Below are 16,848 nucleotides of genomic sequence, written 5' to 3' on the forward strand. Positions count from 1 at the left end.
AGTGGGTAGCAAAGAGGGGTTGCCGTCGCAGCTCCGCGGAACTTCTTCGGATCACCTCCGCCTGTTGCGCCGCTCTACGCCATCGCAACCGGTCACCCGTGTTCGAATTCCCCTTCGAAACCAGCCCGGCAAAGTGCATCCTCGTCCCTTCATACTGCAGGCGCGTTGCTCGAGCAGTCACACCAAAATCGGCCACTTCGTAAGGATGGGAGGCAATGATCAAGGGAACCTACCTCGGCGCGGAACCTGAGTACTTGTGTCAATCACAACAAGATTCGTCGCGGGATCCTTGGCGCCTGCAGGAATAATCCGAATGATCCCTAAAATTCAGCCAATCCACAGAGTCACCCGAGCTTCCCAGACTGTTGACCCAGAGACAAAAGACTGGAGGGGTCGTGCCGTTCAAGCGTTCGCGAGACAAAACGGCAAAGATTGCCAGTCGCATTCACGATGATGTGTGGAGTATTGGAAAGAAGGACAACCAAAACTTCGGCACCAGATGTGCTGTCAGCTTGCCATCGCGAAGAGTTCTCCGTGACGGTGCGAGGGATTGTAAAACCTTCACAGGGGGAATCAGGAATCCCACCAAGTGGCTGCACAAGTTGCTACAATCGAGTGGGGCGGGCAAATCGCTTGTGCGGCCTTGATCCGGCGACTAGCATCCGCCAAATCATGGCGTACAATTTCGTCCTTGCAGAAAAACTTACGCACTCAATGAGCAGACGGACAACCATCTATGAATGACTTGCTTCATCTGGAACTGACAGACCGACAACGCGAACTGCTGTTGCGCGGGCTGCGTTTCGTGCGCAGCAGTCGCATGCTTGAAATCCGAGAGGTCCCGGACACGATCGAAGAGGAACGAAAGGCCGAATTGACCGAGATCCGTGAGCTTGTCGCAATTCTGGACCAGAAAGCCGCAAAGTAACTTTTGCACTCGTGTGCCCGGATTAGCCACCTCCGTTTCAGGCAGGAACGTCGAGGTGGCCTAATGCTGACGGGGAAATCGGGCTCCTGATTCTCACAATGCATAGATCCTTTCCACCGCAGGCTCGCTGACAGCCGGGAAGGATCAGGGGTGCCTTTCACCAGCCCATCGCATCGGCGACATTTGATCTCTTCCACGTTCCCTGGATGAAACGATGGAAGGTTCTCCTTTGGAACAAGGGGCAGCCGATGTCCCGCATCGCTGCCCACCTGTGAATGCACGTACATCTCGCGGCGATTATTGCGAGTCGTCGGCAAGCCGGCCTGAGATTGGAGCCGGGATGTCGCTTTCGACGGAGCGTGGGGATACTACCCGCGGTATCAATCGTCGTCAGACTTCACTGTTGAAGCAGCAATGATCTTCTGCTGCTCGTGGGCAGGCACAGGTTCGTAATGACTGAATTCGGTCACGTAGGATCCACGACCTCCTGTCATACTGGAAAGAGTGCGTGCATAGGTCATCAGTTCAGCCAGAGGCGCTCGCGCACGCACGATCTGCATTCCCTGGGGCAATAAGTCGATTCCTTCCATCCGGCCCCGGCGGGAGTTCAAATCGCTTGTAATATCTCCCACCGATTCGCCGGGAATTGTAATTTCGAGGTGCATCATCGGTTCAAGCAATGACGGCCGGGCCATTTTGAAGACATCCCGAAAACATCGACTGGCTGCCGTCCGAAATGCCGCTTCGTTGCTATCGACGGGATGGTCCTTCCCGAAAAAGAGTGCCACAGCCACATCCTGCACCTGGTATCCCGCGATGACCCCCTGTTCCATTCGCTCGCGGATCCCTTTTTCTACGGCGGGAATAAACTGATTGGGAACAGTGCCCCCCGTCACGCAATCCAGAAAGGCGAAATTGAGGTGCGGGTCATAGTGGTGCTCACGTAAGCTCTCGAACCGCTCACGGGTAAAGTACGTTTTGGGCTCAAGGTCTCGCGGAAGGGCGTAGACACGCAGATGCACTTCTGCAAACTGACCAGAACCGCCCGACTGCTTTTTGTGACGATAGGCCCCCTCAGCCTGCCCGGTGACCGTCTCTCGGTAAGGAATCTTGGGGGGATGAGTGACAACGTCGACCTTGTCTCGCTTGTGCAGTCGTTCTCGCACAATTTGAAGATGCAGGTCACTCATCCCCTGCATGACCATTTCCTGTGTTTGCGGATCGCGAGTGATGTGAAAGGTGGGGTCTTCTTCTTCGATCTTATGGAGAGCGCCGGAAATCTTTTGCTGATCAGACCGGCTTTTGGGTTCCACAGCCACACCAAACATCGGTGAAGGAAAGACCAGCCGCGGCATGAACACTCCGCGGTCGCCATTGACCAGAGTATCTCCAACCTGAAGTTCATCGACTTTGGCCACCACGACAAGATCACCCGCGTGGGCTTCATCCACCGCCTCGACATGACTTCCCTGAACGTCCAGGAGTTGATGAATTTTGATCCCGCGTCCGGTGCGCATGTCGCGGACGGTCGCGTCCTTGGACATCTTTCCTGAGAGGACACGGATGAAACTCATTTTGGACACGAACGGATCGATTCGTGTCTTGAATACCTGAGCGACAAACGGTGCATCCTCTGCCGCATTGACTTCCACTTCTTCTCCGGTTTCGCTGGTCGCATGACGGACCAGTTTTCCCGGAGGTAGAGCAAAGTCCGTAATGGCATCCATCAGTTCCAAAACCCCGACACCCGTCTTGGCGCTCATGCAGATGATGGGAATCAGGGTCCCTGCCTGAACGGCGTTCCTGACCCCCTCAAGAACTTCGTCTGCTGACAGCTCTGCACCATCCAGATACCGTTCCATCAATGCATCGTCAGTTTCCGCGATGATGTCCATGATCGCGGCACCGTAGCCGGAGGGATCTATGACGGCACCATTCGAACCAAACGGTTGACTCAAGGTGCTGGTAACGGCGTGAAAGTTTGAAGCAACGCCACAAGGAACGTTGATCGGAAGGCACATGGCTCCGAACGATTCCTGAATGGCTTCGACCAGTTCCGCAAAGTTCGCGTTTTCTTGATCAAGCTTGTTAATGGCGATGAACCGCCCCAGTTGGGCCTGGCCGGCCAGTTCGAATGTTCGCCGGGTATTCGCTTCGACACCCGCAGTGGCGCTGACAGTGATAATCGCCGTTTCGGCGGCACAGACCGCACTAATGACTTGACCAACAAAGTCAGGATACCCAGGCGTATCGATGACATTGACTCGAACTCCCTGCTGTTCGAAATGAACCATCGCTGAGGAAATCGAGAAGTGATGCTGGCGGGCTTCCTCATCGGTATCCAGCTGGCTGGTCCCTTCATCGACCGAGCCAGCCCTGGATCCGATACCGGCCTTGAACAACATCTGGTCGGCCAGCGTTGTTTTTCCTACTCCTCCGTGTCCTACAAGAACAATGTTGCGAATTTGTTCCGCTTTGAATCTGGACATGAGAACCCCCATTTTCGATTAACGGATGCGCTCGAACAGGAGACAGGACGTGTCCGCTATTCTCACGACTCACAATCGGGAATTCCAGTTTTTCTTCAAAGGGGTCCTCAGTTTGAGGCAAAAGCAAAACGAAACATTCTCGCAGGAGAATGACGCCGGTGTCGCAAATTAAAGTCTTGGCGTCGTCGGCTTGTTAGGAGCATCCCAGCCGTTCGCCCCTTTGACCTTCACCTTGCGGGAATAGACTCGATCGCCGCAGGTGCAGTACAGCGTGTCAAAGTTTTCACCCCCGAATGTCAGGTTAGAAACCTTGCCGTTGGGCGTTGGAATGATGCAGTTGACTCGGCCGGGCTGATCACACACCTGCAGTCCCAATCGTGTGGCAATCCAGACCCGTCCGTCTCGGTCGCATCGGATTCCATCCGCTCCACTGTCTTCAGCCGAATCAGGTACATGCAGATGGAAATACTTCTGCTTGTGGTTCAGCGAACCGTCTGGCTGAACCTGATAACTGTAAACCCAATGCGTTCTGCTGTCGGCAACATAGAGCAGCGACTGATCAGGAGACAGACACACGCCGTTCGAGAACTTCAGTCCTGTATCCACCACTTTTTTCTCGCTGGTCGGGCTGATGTAATAGACGTTGCTCGGATCAGTTCCATTCCAGCCGGGGTTCGTGACGTAGATGCCTCCCTGGTGATTGACGACCAGATCGTTGCCCCGAAATCCTTCAGCAATCACCTTTGATTGGCCAGACGGGTCCCAGGCCAGTACCTGACTCGTTTCACCCGCGTTGGCATACAGCCGGCCATCGGGACCGAAAGCCTGTCCGTCGCCTCGCTTCGAATTGCCGAGAAACTCTTTGACGGTCCCTTCGGAAGTCACCTGATACGTCTTCCCCGCTCCGACATCGTTGAAGAAGACTTGCCCCTTGGCATTCACCGCAGGTCCTTCGGTGAACTTGTAACCTTCACCGACCAGTTTCCAGTCTTCTCCCGGAATCAGCAGTTCCTGCAATTGAGGGGATCCGAGGCCGGCTTTGACTTCCGCAGGCCAATCTTTCCATAGCCATCGCATGGCAGCGGGGAACAGTTTCGTGGCGGCTTCGGCGTTATGTCCCCCTTCACCCCATTCATGCGTCACTTCATACCCGGCAAATGTCAGTGAACGTTCCATCGCCTGATTGGCAGTCCACCAGTCCCCGGCATAGATATTCAGATCGTTGCTGCCGTCTTCCAGGAAGATGCGAACCGGTTTGGGCTCGTATTTGCGAATCAGCGTCGAATAGCCGTGCCCGCCGCGCAGGCCCACGTAGGTACCGACGGCACTGAACACCCTGCGGAAGGAATCAGGACGCTCCCAAGCGGCGGTGAACGCACAGATCGCCCCGCTGCTGGCACCGCCGATCGCTCGATCATTGCCCTTCTTGGACAACTTAATGGCTCGACCATCCGTCGACTGCCTGGTTTCGACATTCGGCAGCAGTTCTTCGAGCAGGAATCGAGCGTATCCATCACCCAGACCATCGTACTCAAAGCTGCGGTTGTACCGCGGCAAGGCTTGATCCGAGGTCGCCTTGACGACTCCAGGAGTGACAAAAACACCGATCGTTACGGGCATTTCACCTTTATGAATCAGTTCGTCGAAGACCTCAGGAGCCTTGTACTGAACTCCGTCCTGATTCACGTAGAGACACGCGGGCGTGGCCGGGTCGTACTGCCTGGGGATATAGATCGACACTTCACGTGTGGTCCCCGGGAAGATCTTCGATTGATCAAAGGTGTATTTGACAAGCTCGCCCTGGGGGATCTCCTGGGCTTGCACGAGCGCAGCTAACCAGGACGAAACACAGAGCACACAGATCGCACGCACGAGAGTCGATTTCGGCATCTTTTAATTTCCTGGACGGGCTTCGTGTCAGTTATTTTTATAACGCCTGCCGGACGTTGTTACAGATCTTCCAGTGGCCCCACCCCGATCGTAGTCATCTGGCCGAGAGGGTACTGATCAAGCAGCTTGCGGATATCGGACAGTTGCAGACTTTGCACGATATGGACGTCATCGGCGATGCTGCGGTATTCCCGGCGGAACAGCCAGTTATTGCCGAGCCCCCCCAGGCGTCCCATCGGCCGCTCACCACGCAGGACCAGTCGGGAACAAACTTTATTCTTGGCTTGTTCCAGCTCATCTGCGGTAATGCCATTCCGATTGACGTCAGCGTAGATGCGAGCGATCCGTTCGAGATTGGCTTCGGTCTCTTCCGGAGGACCATTCAGGAACGTGAGATACGCACCTGTGTCTTCATATTCGTAGTAGCCGAGCTCCGCCGATTCCACGAGGCCGGGATCGAGCAGTTCCCAGTAGAGGCGGCTGTTGCAGTCGTCGCCCACAATCACCGCCATGAGCTCCGCGGCGAATCGCAGGGGATCGCAGCCTGAGGGAGCGGGGGAGAGCTGAATAATCTGCTCTTGCTGGCAGTCGGCTTTGGGGATGAATCGCGTCGACGGACAAGGGTTGGCAGCTACAACAGGGCGACTTGATTTCCCCTGTGGCCAGTGAGCACAGTGCCGGTGAGCCAGTTCGACGACACTGTTCCAATCTGTATTTCCGGTCACTGCCAGCACGATGTTGCCCGCGAGATAATGCTCGCGGTGGTATTTTCGCATTTGATCGGAGGTCAGATCGCTCACGCTTTCCGTCGTTCCCAGAATCGACTTTCCTAATGGGTGGCCCCGAAAGTGGGTCTGCATGGCATTGTCGTAAGCGACTGAAGAGGGTTGATCGGCATACATGCCAATCTCTTCCAGGATGACCTTCTTTTCCATGTCGAAGTCATCCTGCCGCAAAGTGGGAAACAGAATACTCGACTGGATCTCAAACGCTTGCGGCAGATATTCCGGCAGCGTGGCTGCGTAATAGACAGTGCTTTCCTCACCGGTGGCGGCGTTGTTGTCGGCCCCCAGTTCGTCGAAGATCCGGTTCACGTCTTCGGCCGAGAAACGCTCGGTCCCCTTGAATGCCATGTGCTCCAGAAAATGGCTGACGCCCGAGACTTCAGGAGTTTCATCGCGAGCTCCTGCCTTGACGTAGAAACCAAATGCCACACTGTGAACTGCGGAATTCGTCTCGGCCACAACCTCCAGGCCGTTGTCGAGCGTCAGATGATGAAAAGCCATGCATACTTTCTGTTCTTGGAACGGGGGTAAAAATCAAGGTTTAACCAAGTTTGCTCAAGGTTTCCAGCAGCGAAGCCCGCCCACGACGCTGGAAACCAACCCCATCCGGTCTCCCTGTCTCTATCCTGCGTCCCTTCATGTGGTCTCCCGGAATCCTGCAACAGCGAAACGAACTTGAGGGCAGCATCCTGTGGAAACGCAGGCGTGACACGCGACGGCTTGCATCCTGATTCGACGACTGCCTAATTCGACGACTGGGGGGAGTGAAGCTCTGTTGGCCAACGGCCTCACGCGATCTCACGGGGAACATCATTCTTTCAGGTAGATAGCCTCGCAGAACTTTCCCAGGTCATCACCAAACGTCTTCGCCGTGACACCGTCCCGCAGATGAGCGTTGTTCACAAACATGGCAAAGATCAAATTCTTTCCCTTCGCCGTTGTCATGTAGCCGGCCAGCGCCTTGCTGGTCATCAGGGTGGTTCCGTTCATCGTGTTGCCAGTATAGAGAGTCCCGGTCTTGGCCTGGACTTTGTCTCGCACGGCACTGTCGGGGGGGATGTTTTTTGCCAGTGTCCCGTCCACTCCCAACCGGGGAAGTGCGGCTTGATAGATCGGAAAATCCGGACGCGTTGCCATGTACCGAAGCAGTTGGACGGTCGCACGAGGTGTCACGTAATCGCTACGCGTTCCCCCGGCACCTCCTGCAAACGAAATTGTTTCGACTTCGACTCCAGCCTCTTTCAGGAAATCATGCTGGCGTTTGAGCCCCGCAGCGAGGGTCGTCTCGCCATGATTGGCCGCGACGAGTAAGGGGAGCGTACTGGCATGCAGGTTATGACTCACCTTCAATATCAGCTTGATGGACTCGGAAAAGGGGAGAGACGTCAACTCAGCCACCTTGGGCAGAGTCTTGACCTCGTCAACTCGTGGCAATCGATCTTTCTGGGCTTCAGCCAGTGTGGGGGCGTCAGCTTGTATACCCTTTCGCAACAGAGCCTCAATCAGCACCGTTCTCGCCAGAGATGCCGCATCTGCAACTTCGTGCACGCGCAATACAGGTGTATGCCCGGCCGGCACCTGCCCGGTAATCGAGAATCTGCCTGAGCCGAGATCCCGAATTTCGATCTCCGGAGACTGATCACTTCCGACAGTGAGGACTTTGGATTCGACCTGAAAAGCACTCGTTGCAGGTCGGACGACAAGTTCGGCAGGCAATCCCGGCTGAGTCGGCTTGAACTGAAAGTCGATCAGATTGTCATTGATCAGGACAGGCGTCACCTGACTGGGTCCACTTCCCGATGATTCCGCTTTTTCGAAAAGTCGGTCATCGATCAGGACATCACCCCGTACTCGCCTGATCCCTGATTTGGCGATTTGTTCCGCCAGTTCCTGAATCCCCGCCAACGGGTCGGGTGCCGTCAGTTCTGCATCGGGATTTCCGTTCGCATACGTGTGGTCCCCATCAGCAAAGGCAAGAGTCCCCTCCGGGGATGTTCGTCCACCGAAGCTGAGATCGCCCGAAGCGACGAGAATGAGATCCCCCTCCAACACACCCTCGGGAGAAACGTCACCTCGTCGGACGACCGGAGTTCGGAAGCGATACTCCGCACCGAATTCCTTCAGTGCGGTCGCGACACTGTAGAGCTTGGTTGTCGAAGCAGGAATGAACAGCTTGTCAGTGTTGTGCTCAAAGACAACCTGGCCCGTTTCCCGATCAACAAATAATGCTCCCCAGTGCGCATGTTTGAATCGAGGTGACTGAGTGATCTTTTCCAGTCCCTGAATGAGCGTCTCTTGTGCGCCAAGTGGGTTTCCCCAGGCAAGACAAAACACGAATCCCAGCAGGAGTGCATTTCGGATGACTCCAGACTTTCCATCACGCAGACTTTCGATCAACGACATGGAACAGGATCTCCAGGGAGGGGGGGTATCCAGTAGATAGAATCCGGAAAATGATAATCGTGCACCGGCAGGAATTCATCCTGCACACGTCCTCGCATACGGCTGGCGGGAGTCATTTCGCGAAGTGTTAACGTGCAGTCAGACCCCTTTAATTCAATAATGTAGGCCGCACTGCTTCATGAGGCGCGCTCAACCGTCAGCGGCTTTGTAGAATCGAGCAGCATGGCACAGAAGCCGGACAGAACGAAGACACCACAACACATCAGAAAGACATTGTTCCAGTCCCCCACGGTCGGGTTTTCACCCAGCACCATGTTGTAGACCAGCGGTGCAACGGCGGCACCGAGGTTCCCCCACATGTTCCCCCAACCCAGGATCGATGCCGTATAGCGTCCGCCGACATCCTGAGCGTAGGCCCAGATGGCGGGGGAGCCGAAGTCGACCGACATGGATGCGATACACAGACCAACGATGTACAGCCAGGGGAGCCACCAGTTTTCCGGAGTCGGTGTGAAGAGTGCACTGACAATCAGACACAGTCCGTAACCCCCTGCGGCAACGAAACGGGAAGCAACCAGCGGGATTCGTCGACCGCTCTTCAGTCCAAAAACATGAAAGGCCCAGTCAGTCGCACGTCCACCGGCGAATAGCCCCAGAATCCCCAGGCCGCTCGGAAACGCAGTCATGACTCCCTTTGTTACCAACGGGACGCTGTGAACATTGTCGAGGTACCGAGGGAGCGACGTCACGACGAAGAGCCAGCCGATATTCGTAAAGAACTGTGTCAGGCTGTTTCCCCACAAGCTCAGGCTGGTCAGGAATGCACGCCACGGGAACGTTGGATTACCTGGCTCCCTGCTTTTCGCCCAGCGAGTCGGTTCATCATTGATGACTTCGAGTTCGGCCCCATTGCACCAGGGATGACTCTCCGGGTGATTTCGAGCGACCACGAACAGCACCAGAGCGACACCGATTCCAATAAAACCGTAGAGAATGATGGTCGGTCGCCAGCCCCGTCCCTGATATTTGCGAATCTCTTTAGGAAACAGAACTTCCAGAGCCGACCGGTTGAGCAGCGTCGATTCTGCCTCACTCAAATCGTTCTGCTGCTGACGCCGGGCCAGCAGCCGTTGAGCATCCGCAGGCAGTCGTACGGGAACAGCAGTAAAGTCGATCAGGTTCGCATCTGATACCCGTGCGGCAAAGGCATCGATCGCCTCCCGGAACTGAATGGGGATTTCCGGAACTTCCGGGACATCGTTCGCACCGAATCGGGGTACCCAGTCGGCCAGATCGAGTAATGGAGTTGGCTTCGCTTCTTGTTCCTGCTGTTTAAGTTGAGCCGCCGCCAGCGCCGCATGATCGCGTAGCTGGGAACGTTCTGTTTCAGGAAGTTGAGCCAGATAACCAGAAATGAACTTATCGCGGGGAGTGGCATTATCGAGAGGACCATCGAAACGGGCCAGCAGCGCGACCGGATCCAGAAAGTCGGTCGGGGCCAGCTTCGAGGCTGAGGAATCTCCGACGAAGTACAGGATCAGCCAGGCGGTCATGAGCGGGGCCAGCACAGCACCAAAGCGGCCTCCCAATCCCACCAGAGAACTCGCCATTCCCCGCTTCGAAATGGGATACCACTGTCGAATCAGACTGGCCGATGTCGGATAGGCACCCGCCTGAGCGGCACCGCAGAAAACGCGTAGCCACAGGACGACCCAGACGGCACTCGCAGCCCCCATCAACCCGGTAAAGATGGACCAGGCGATGATATAGAGGGTCATCATCGCGCGACCGCCCAGACGGTCACTCAGCCAGCCGGCGGGAACCTGACAAAGTGCGTAAGACCAGAAAAATGCGCTGATGAACCAGGACATCTGCGTTTGCGTCATCTGCAGATCTTCGCGGATGAACTCAGACGCGATATTGACCGCGAAACGGTCCAGATAAAGCAACACTGACATCAAAGTCAAAACCGTCAGGATTGCATGCCGCACAATCGTGGGGGATTCTGAATCCTGCGGGGGTGTCACGGTCGCTTCATCTGTCATGCGAATCTCCGTTACCGGTCGTCATTACGCGGGTCATCGAGTTCGGCGAGAATTTGGGCAGACTTACGGAATTTTTCATCCCCGCTATCCATCCAGCATCGGCGGTAGAATTCCAATCGGTCTCCCTCGGAAACAAATCTGGAATCATTCATGCCCTGATTCAAGCTGCGGGGTGAAGTTCCGCAAGTCCTGCCCGTGGGTCTCCTGAAGCGCCTGGAACCCCACGGTCGAATTGTGCGAACCTTTTTAAGGAATGCACATGTCCTTGCCTCGTCCAGTTTTCTGGCGGTGCACGGTATGACTGTCGAACGATTCAGTCAACCAAGCGAGTAACAAAGCAACACACCTTGCCGCGACGGCAGGCAAGATGTAGGCTTCGACGCGACATCAGTTCCCTGGTTGACGAAGTAGCCGCAAAGCTGCGTTGAAATCGTGGCTGCCGTTCACTCGAGGAATTGGTCCGCCCGTCCCTTTTCTGCGTTCATCTCGTGATCGCCGAGTTTTTGTCGTAGTACGTGAAGCGGGTAATTCCCTCATCCCCGATTCAGCCCCCGAGAAGTACCATGTCTGCTCCGATCGAATCGCCGCCACTTCCCGCCTCGCTTCAGATGGCGAATGACGTCGAGCGTCGATTGCGTCAACAACAGCCGGGCATCTACTTCGTCTTGCCGCGTGTCGTCCGCCGTGTGCTGCAGAACGAACTCGACATCGCCAGCCCACTGCAGCAGCCCCCTCACCGCAAGACTTATGTCATTCAGCGGGATCGCCTGCTTTGGCTGGTGAATCGTGACGAGCTCGGCGTCAGTGACCGTGCTGCCCTGCCTGAGCAGATCATTCTGATCGCTCAACCCGAAGAAGATCAGCTTGAAAAGATGACTCGGGAAGAATTGCTGCGGCATTACTGGCGATTGGTCTTTCATGCCCGCATCGACTCCGAAATGCTGAAGAACGCCAGTCGAGGCCGCATGACGGCATCTGAGTTGCGCAGTCGGATCGACCAGCTCGGCCAGACCGCATTTGATGAAATTCGGTCGGTTCTGCGCGCCGAACAAATGCTGACCAAACCCGACGACGATCGGAACGTTTATTCTGAATTCGTCGCGGTGTACCACGAATTGACCGCCTTTGCCTCGCGGCTGATTCCTCTCTACTTCCCCAGCCTGCCTCCCGCAGATCAGGTCCTGAAGGTCATCAATCGCGAGTGTGATGCAACTCGCCTGTTGGACGAGACGCGACCCTTGGACCTGGCTCGCGATATCCCGGCGGATGTGGAGATCAACTACGCACTGACCACAGAAGTGAAGAAAGAGCCTGTCCCGTCGAAGGTCCCACGCCGCTCGGCCCGTCACTACGAAAGTCTTATCCGAAAAGCCGCCAGGATCAGCGCAAAAGGAAACCACGTTCGCGCCTCCTTAACGCTCCAGTCAGCCCTGGAAGTCGCTCCAGAGACGTCAATTGACGATGCTCGTAATCTTTTGCGAAGTGAAGTCCAGAAACTGGTGAATCGACTGCAGGCAGCGCTGGAATTCAGCGATGAGGAAGCACTTCCCTGGATCGCGATCTGCGAAAAGCTGTTGCCCGCCGCTCAAACGGGATTCTGGAATCCAAACGCGCGGCTGCTCTACGACCTGCAGTCTGTCTGTATCGACAGCGAGCAGGAGATTTACCGGGTGGATCTGCTGCGATGGGCTTTCAGCCTGGGAAAATCGCCACTCAAACGCCCCTTGCCGATGCAGCGAATCGTCATGATGTCGAAGCATCTGCGTCGTGCCGCGCTGCGCGTGCCGAACATTGATATCGATCCCGAGGGCCAGACTGAACTAAGCCACCTGATTCACGAGGCCGCCGATGCCGCCGAGCAGATTTTGCGATCGCGCGTCGGACCAACGATCGAGCGAAATCTGGAGGATGCCGGATTCGTCCCAGCCAGCATCGTCGAGCGAGTGGCACTCAAGAAGATGGTGCAGGAGCTTTCCGACGGCATCGTTGAGCGAGGCTTCATCACGCTAGGAGGATTGCGGGACACCATTTCCCGTAACCAGCTCAAGATGCCCGATCTGGTCGATGTGAAAGAATTCTTCAAGGGTGACCCACTGCTTCGTGCCGACAAACTGATGTCAGTCTCGCTGGCCGGGGTTTATCAGCGCGGTCCCTTCTACCTGCGTTTTCTCCAGAAACTGAACTCACTCGCCTACGGAATCCACTGGGGCCGATTACTGACGCAGTATATCGCTCTCCCGTTTGGCCTCTCATTCCTGCTGCTAATGTCGATCGAAGAAATTGGACATCTCATCCTCGGCTTCGGTCCCGCTCCGCAGCACGTCGCGGCGGAGCTTCATCCGCACGATGAATTACGACACGAGGGCGAAGCTCCGGTCGAAGCACAACAAGCCGAGGATCAACCTGAAGTTCTGCCCCCCGTCGCTGATGCCACTGTCGCAGATGAACCGGTACCCCATTCGGAACTCGTAGCCGAAGAGCCACCGCCAACTTTGGACGAGGCGGATGAGACAGCCATCCCTCCCGCAGTGCTGCAGCAACACGCTGCGGGACATGGTCGCCATCTGGTCTACAGCCACGAGGCGATGCTGATTCTGGGGTGTGTGATCTTCATGCTGATTCACTTCCCCCGGTTCCGACAATGGGTGATCTGGTTTCTGGTCAAATCCTGGGCCGTGCTCAAGGTGCTGCTGGTTGAAGTACCCCGAGCAGTGCTCCGCTGGCCCTGGGTCGACTGGCTGATGAAAAGTTTTCCCATGATGCTTTTCCGTCGGTTTGCCCTCGCCCCGCTCATCGCAACATTCTTCTTCTGGCAGGTCCTTCCTCATCTGGGCTTTTACAGTCTTCTCAACCGCTGGTGGGGATTGGCCATCTTCATTGCGTCGTTTGTCGTTCTGAATTCTCGCGTCGGGCGTGACACTGAAGAACTGGCCCGCGAATTCTTCGGACGTACCTGGTATCGCATCCGCGTCCATCTCGTCATGGGCATGTTCACACTGATCGTGGATGTCTTTCGTGCATTGACCGACTGGATTGAGCGAATTCTCTATGCGGTCGATGAATGGTTACGGTTCCGTAGTGGTGAGTCCCATCTGACCCTCGGAGCCAAAGCCATCTTTGGACTCATCTGGTCCTTCATTCATGGCGTCGTCCGGTTCTGCGTGACGCTGCTGATCGAACCTCAACTGAATCCGATCAAACATTTTCCCGTTGTCACAGTCTCACACAAAATCCTGTTCGCCACGTTCTACCTGCCGCTCGGCCAGAGTCTCGTACGGTTGTTTGATCTCCGAGTGGCGACAGCCTATACCGCCTCGACACTGATCCTCATGTGTATCCCCGGAGTCTTTGGATTCCTCGCGTGGGAACTCAAAGAGAACTGGCGGCTTTACAAAGCCAACCGCTCTCCCAAGCTGCGGCCAGTGCGAATCGGCGATCATGGAGAGACCTTGCTCCGGCTTCTCTGCCCCGGTTTCCATTCCGGGACGATCCCGAAATTGTTTGCCAAACAGCGACGCGCGGCGAGACGTGACGTCGATACTTTCTCGTGGAACAACCAGGCCCGCTTCGCCGAGCGACTGCATCACGAAGCAGCCGCGCTCAGGCACTTCATCGAACGTGAACTTGTTGCGTTACTCGATATCAGTCGCACTTTCCGCGACGACCGCTTTCAGGTCCGCGACGTCGAACTCGCCACCAATCGAGTGGTCATCTGGATCGACAAGAGCAGCAAAGAAACAGCTTTCCCTGCGGATACGCCCTTGCAACTGGAGTTTGCAGAGCAATCCGGTTGGCTCGTTGCCACAGTCCGGGAACCAGGATGGCTCAGTCAGTTACCGGCTCGCGATGTCGAAGTCTTCAAAGTCGCTGTAATGGGTCTTTACAAGCTCGCCGCAGTCGATCTGGTCCGGGAACAAATTGAAATTCAACTGGCCCAATCCACACAACCTGGCTCGAAGTCTGTGGCCAGCAACGGAGTCCCCGCCGATCGAAAGCGACACGCGTACGACATCAACTCGACGGGATTGGTGGTCTGGCCGCATCGCAACTACGAACACGAAGTTCACTACGTTCTGGACGATCAACCTGTCGCTCATCCCCGCCCTCGGTCCGCCGCGCGCGCGGCTGGTTTGACCGCGTTCCCCATGGGGGCGCTGGTGTTCAATTTGCACGACATTGACTGGGAAGACTGGCGTAAATTCTGGGATCATGAGCAGAGTGAATCCCCTCCACCGTCGACACTTCTGTCGTTCAACTGGTAATTCCGCAGCAAAGCAACCTTCCCAATGAGGTGGGCGAAATTCGGCAGAAAATGCCGTCCAGGCAGGCTGCCATAGGCGCGCATCCTCATTCGAAGTATCCTCTTACAACGAATAAACGGCCGCAGAGAACGACCTGTCTGCGGCGGCCCTGGGGCGATGGAGCGCACCGAGATGCACTTTGCTGGAAGCTCAAAAACTGTCATCTTGAAGATGGCCACCAAGTCACTTCAGGAAGAGACACACGTCGATCATGACCTGACGCTCGTCATTCCGGCCTACAACGAAGAGGCACGGCTCCCAAGGACGTTAGCGGACGCAAAGTCGTATCTGGATGCCTGGGGGATTAACTACCGTGTCCTGGTCGTCGACGATGGCAGTCGTGATGAAACCGCAAAGCTGACCGAAGCATTCGGCCGCAGGTTCTCGACGATCCGACAGACCAATGGTGGAAAAGGGTCCGCCATCCGTAACGGGATGATGTCGTCCAGCGGGAAGGTGATCGGCTTCACCGATGCAGACCTCCCCTACGACCTGGACGCGCTGAAGACTGCTTACCAGATCATCGAGACCGGCCGGCGAGACGTGGTCTTCGGAAGCCGAACCATCGAAGGAGCCACATCGCGCGTGGAACGCCGGTTGATGCGGACACTGGCTTCGTTCGTGTTCCGCACCTGCATGATGTGCCTTGTCTCCCGAGAGATCACTGATACCCAGTGCGGACTGAAAGTTTTCAGTCGCCGTGCCGCTCGAATGATTTTCTCGCGGACGATTGTCAACGGCTTCGCGTTCGACGCCGAGGTCGTCTATTTGACCCATCTGTTGAACCTTTCTTTTGAGAAAGTTGCGGTAACGCTCGTCAACGACTACTCAACCACAATCTCACTGACGCGGAATGCCATTCCGATGCTCATTGACGTCGTCGGTGTCCGACTGCATGGCTTGCGAAACGGCTATCACCCCGATATCGAAGTGCTCAATCCAACCTCCGCCGCGACGACGCCGGCGAGGAAGGCGGCATGATGTCGGCCTCTTCGAGTCCCCGGCATTCAATCGTCTTTCATGCAGATGACTTCGGCATGAATGCGGCCGTGAACGCGGGAATTGAGGCAGCCTTTCGCGAGGGTCTGTTAACGAGCACTTCGCTCCTGGCGAATGCTCCTGCTGCAGAAGATGCCTGCCGCGTGTGGCCGGCCCTGATGGCAGACGTGCAGACACGTCGACTTTCTTCCCTCGAACGTCGCCACATGCTGAGCGACCCCCTCATCCCGTTTGACCTGGGCATCCATCTGAATTTGACCCAGGGCCGACCGCTGACATCGAATGACTTCTCGCCGGAGTTACTCGACGAGGAGGGGTGCTTCCCCGGGATCGGCAAACTGTTCGCTCGTATTAATCATGCCAGCGACGCTCAAATGAAATCCGTCGAAGCAGAACTCCGAGCCCAGATCGAATGGATGATCGCCCGGGGCCACCACCCGACGCATTTGAATGGCCATCAATACATTGAACTGATTCCGCGAATCGCAGCGATTGTCCCCGCCCTGTTACACGACTACGCCATCCCGACAGTGAGAGTTGCCTGCGAACGGGGCCTGTTCCGTAGCGTCCTGCTGCAGGGGGACGTCACAGGCTGGGGACTTGGACTGGTCAAACGACATTTCGCGCGGGCATTTCGGCGACGGATGGCTAACACCAACGTCGCGTTTCCAGATCGATTTTTTGGAACGTCGCACGCTGGCCGCATTGATGACGCCACAATGACGCGGTTTCTCGCGAGTGCACGAGGAACAAGGATGACAGAAATCGGGGTTCATCCCGCCATCGATCCCGGCCCGGACACCCCAGCGGAATCGGATCCCTGGTTTGATCCCCTGGCGGAATTCCGATCGAAGGAGCTCAAACTCCTCTGCAGTTCGAAACTCGCAGAAGAACTCCGCTCGCGGCAGTTCAGTCTGGGCCGACTCTCTGCCTTGGCCACTGAGACATGGGCCACTGAGGCGACTTGAATTTCGGAGGCATAGCAACCCCGCGCGGGGAGTCCGGCGA

The 16,848-nt window shown here is 56.2% G+C and carries 9 protein-coding genes; 4 read left to right on the forward strand and 5 right to left on the reverse strand.

Going from position 1 to position 16,848, the window contains the following annotated elements; all coding sequences use genetic code 11:
- Positions 1-736: 736 nt before the first annotated feature.
- Positions 737-928, forward strand: coding sequence for a hypothetical protein (locus ACGY09_RS09585; protein WP_397571360.1), 192 nt, complete (start codon positions 737-739; stop codon positions 926-928).
- Positions 929-1,308: 380 nt separating this feature from the next.
- Here the strand turns inward: ACGY09_RS09585 and ACGY09_RS09590 are convergent, their stop codons facing one another.
- From ACGY09_RS09590 to ACGY09_RS09610, 5 genes are all read right to left on the reverse strand, one after another.
- Positions 1,309-3,417 carry an elongation factor G gene (locus tag ACGY09_RS09590; RefSeq protein WP_397571361.1) on the reverse strand — a complete coding sequence of 703 codons (2,109 nt, stop codon included), beginning with the start codon at positions 3,415-3,417 and terminating at the stop codon, positions 1,309-1,311.
- 168 nt (positions 3,418-3,585) lie between these two features.
- Positions 3,586-5,307 carry an SMP-30/gluconolactonase/LRE family protein gene (locus ACGY09_RS09595; RefSeq protein WP_397571362.1) on the reverse strand — a complete coding sequence of 574 codons (1,722 nt, stop codon included), beginning with the start codon at positions 5,305-5,307 and terminating at the stop codon, positions 3,586-3,588.
- A 59-nt stretch (positions 5,308-5,366) separates the two neighbouring features.
- Complete coding sequence (locus ACGY09_RS09600) at positions 5,367-6,593, reverse strand: M16 family metallopeptidase (RefSeq protein ID WP_397571363.1); 1,227 nt, start codon at positions 6,591-6,593, stop codon at positions 5,367-5,369.
- Positions 6,594-6,902: 309 nt separating this feature from the next.
- The gene (gene dacB, locus ACGY09_RS09605; protein WP_397571364.1) at positions 6,903-8,495 is read right to left on the reverse strand and encodes a D-alanyl-D-alanine carboxypeptidase/D-alanyl-D-alanine-endopeptidase; all 1,593 of its coding nucleotides are present in this window, start codon (positions 8,493-8,495) and stop codon (positions 6,903-6,905) included.
- A 176-nt stretch (positions 8,496-8,671) separates the two neighbouring features.
- Positions 8,672-10,540, reverse strand: coding sequence for an MFS transporter (locus ACGY09_RS09610; RefSeq protein WP_397571365.1), 1,869 nt, complete (start codon positions 10,538-10,540; stop codon positions 8,672-8,674).
- A gap of 563 nt (positions 10,541-11,103) precedes the next feature.
- On the opposite strand from ACGY09_RS09610, the gene ACGY09_RS09615 reads away from it, so the two are divergent.
- The 3 genes from ACGY09_RS09615 (at position 11,104) to ACGY09_RS09625 (ending at position 16,808) form a co-directional block, all read left to right on the forward strand.
- Positions 11,104-14,802 carry a hypothetical protein gene (locus ACGY09_RS09615; protein ID WP_397571366.1) on the forward strand — a complete coding sequence of 1,233 codons (3,699 nt, stop codon included), beginning with the start codon at positions 11,104-11,106 and terminating at the stop codon, positions 14,800-14,802.
- A gap of 171 nt (positions 14,803-14,973) precedes the next feature.
- Complete coding sequence (locus ACGY09_RS09620; protein ID WP_397571367.1) at positions 14,974-15,822, forward strand: glycosyltransferase; 849 nt, start codon at positions 14,974-14,976, stop codon at positions 15,820-15,822.
- Positions 15,819-16,808: a carbohydrate deacetylase gene (locus ACGY09_RS09625; protein WP_397571368.1), complete on the forward strand. Its 990-nt coding sequence runs from the start codon at positions 15,819-15,821 to the stop codon at positions 16,806-16,808. Before ACGY09_RS09620 ends, ACGY09_RS09625 begins: the two co-directional genes overlap by 4 nt.
- The last annotated feature ends 40 nt before the right edge of the window (positions 16,809-16,848 follow it).

This window comes from Schlesneria sphaerica (genome assembly GCF_044336245.1).
GTDB classification, from domain to species: domain Bacteria; phylum Planctomycetota; class Planctomycetia; order Planctomycetales; family Planctomycetaceae; genus Schlesneria; species Schlesneria sphaerica.

Bases quoted from the DNA above. Each gene is read 5' to 3' on its own strand.
- ACGY09_RS09585 (WP_397571360.1), top strand. From the start codon at position 737: ATGAATGACTTGCTTCATCTGGAACTGACAGACCGACAACGCGAACTG.
- ACGY09_RS09590 (WP_397571361.1), bottom strand. From the start codon at position 3,417: ATGTCCAGATTCAAAGCGGAACAAATTCGCAACATTGTTCTTGTAGGA.
- ACGY09_RS09595 (WP_397571362.1), bottom strand. From the start codon at position 5,307: ATGCCGAAATCGACTCTCGTGCGTGCGATCTGTGTGCTCTGTGTTTCG.
- ACGY09_RS09600 (WP_397571363.1), bottom strand. From the start codon at position 6,593: ATGGCTTTTCATCATCTGACGCTCGACAACGGCCTGGAGGTTGTGGCC.
- dacB (WP_397571364.1), bottom strand. From the start codon at position 8,495: ATGTCGTTGATCGAAAGTCTGCGTGATGGAAAGTCTGGAGTCATCCGA.
- ACGY09_RS09610 (WP_397571365.1), bottom strand. From the start codon at position 10,540: ATGACAGATGAAGCGACCGTGACACCCCCGCAGGATTCAGAATCCCCC.
- ACGY09_RS09615 (WP_397571366.1), top strand. From the start codon at position 11,104: ATGTCTGCTCCGATCGAATCGCCGCCACTTCCCGCCTCGCTTCAGATG.
- ACGY09_RS09620 (WP_397571367.1), top strand. From the start codon at position 14,974: ATGCACTTTGCTGGAAGCTCAAAAACTGTCATCTTGAAGATGGCCACC.
- ACGY09_RS09625 (WP_397571368.1), top strand. From the start codon at position 15,819: ATGATGTCGGCCTCTTCGAGTCCCCGGCATTCAATCGTCTTTCATGCA.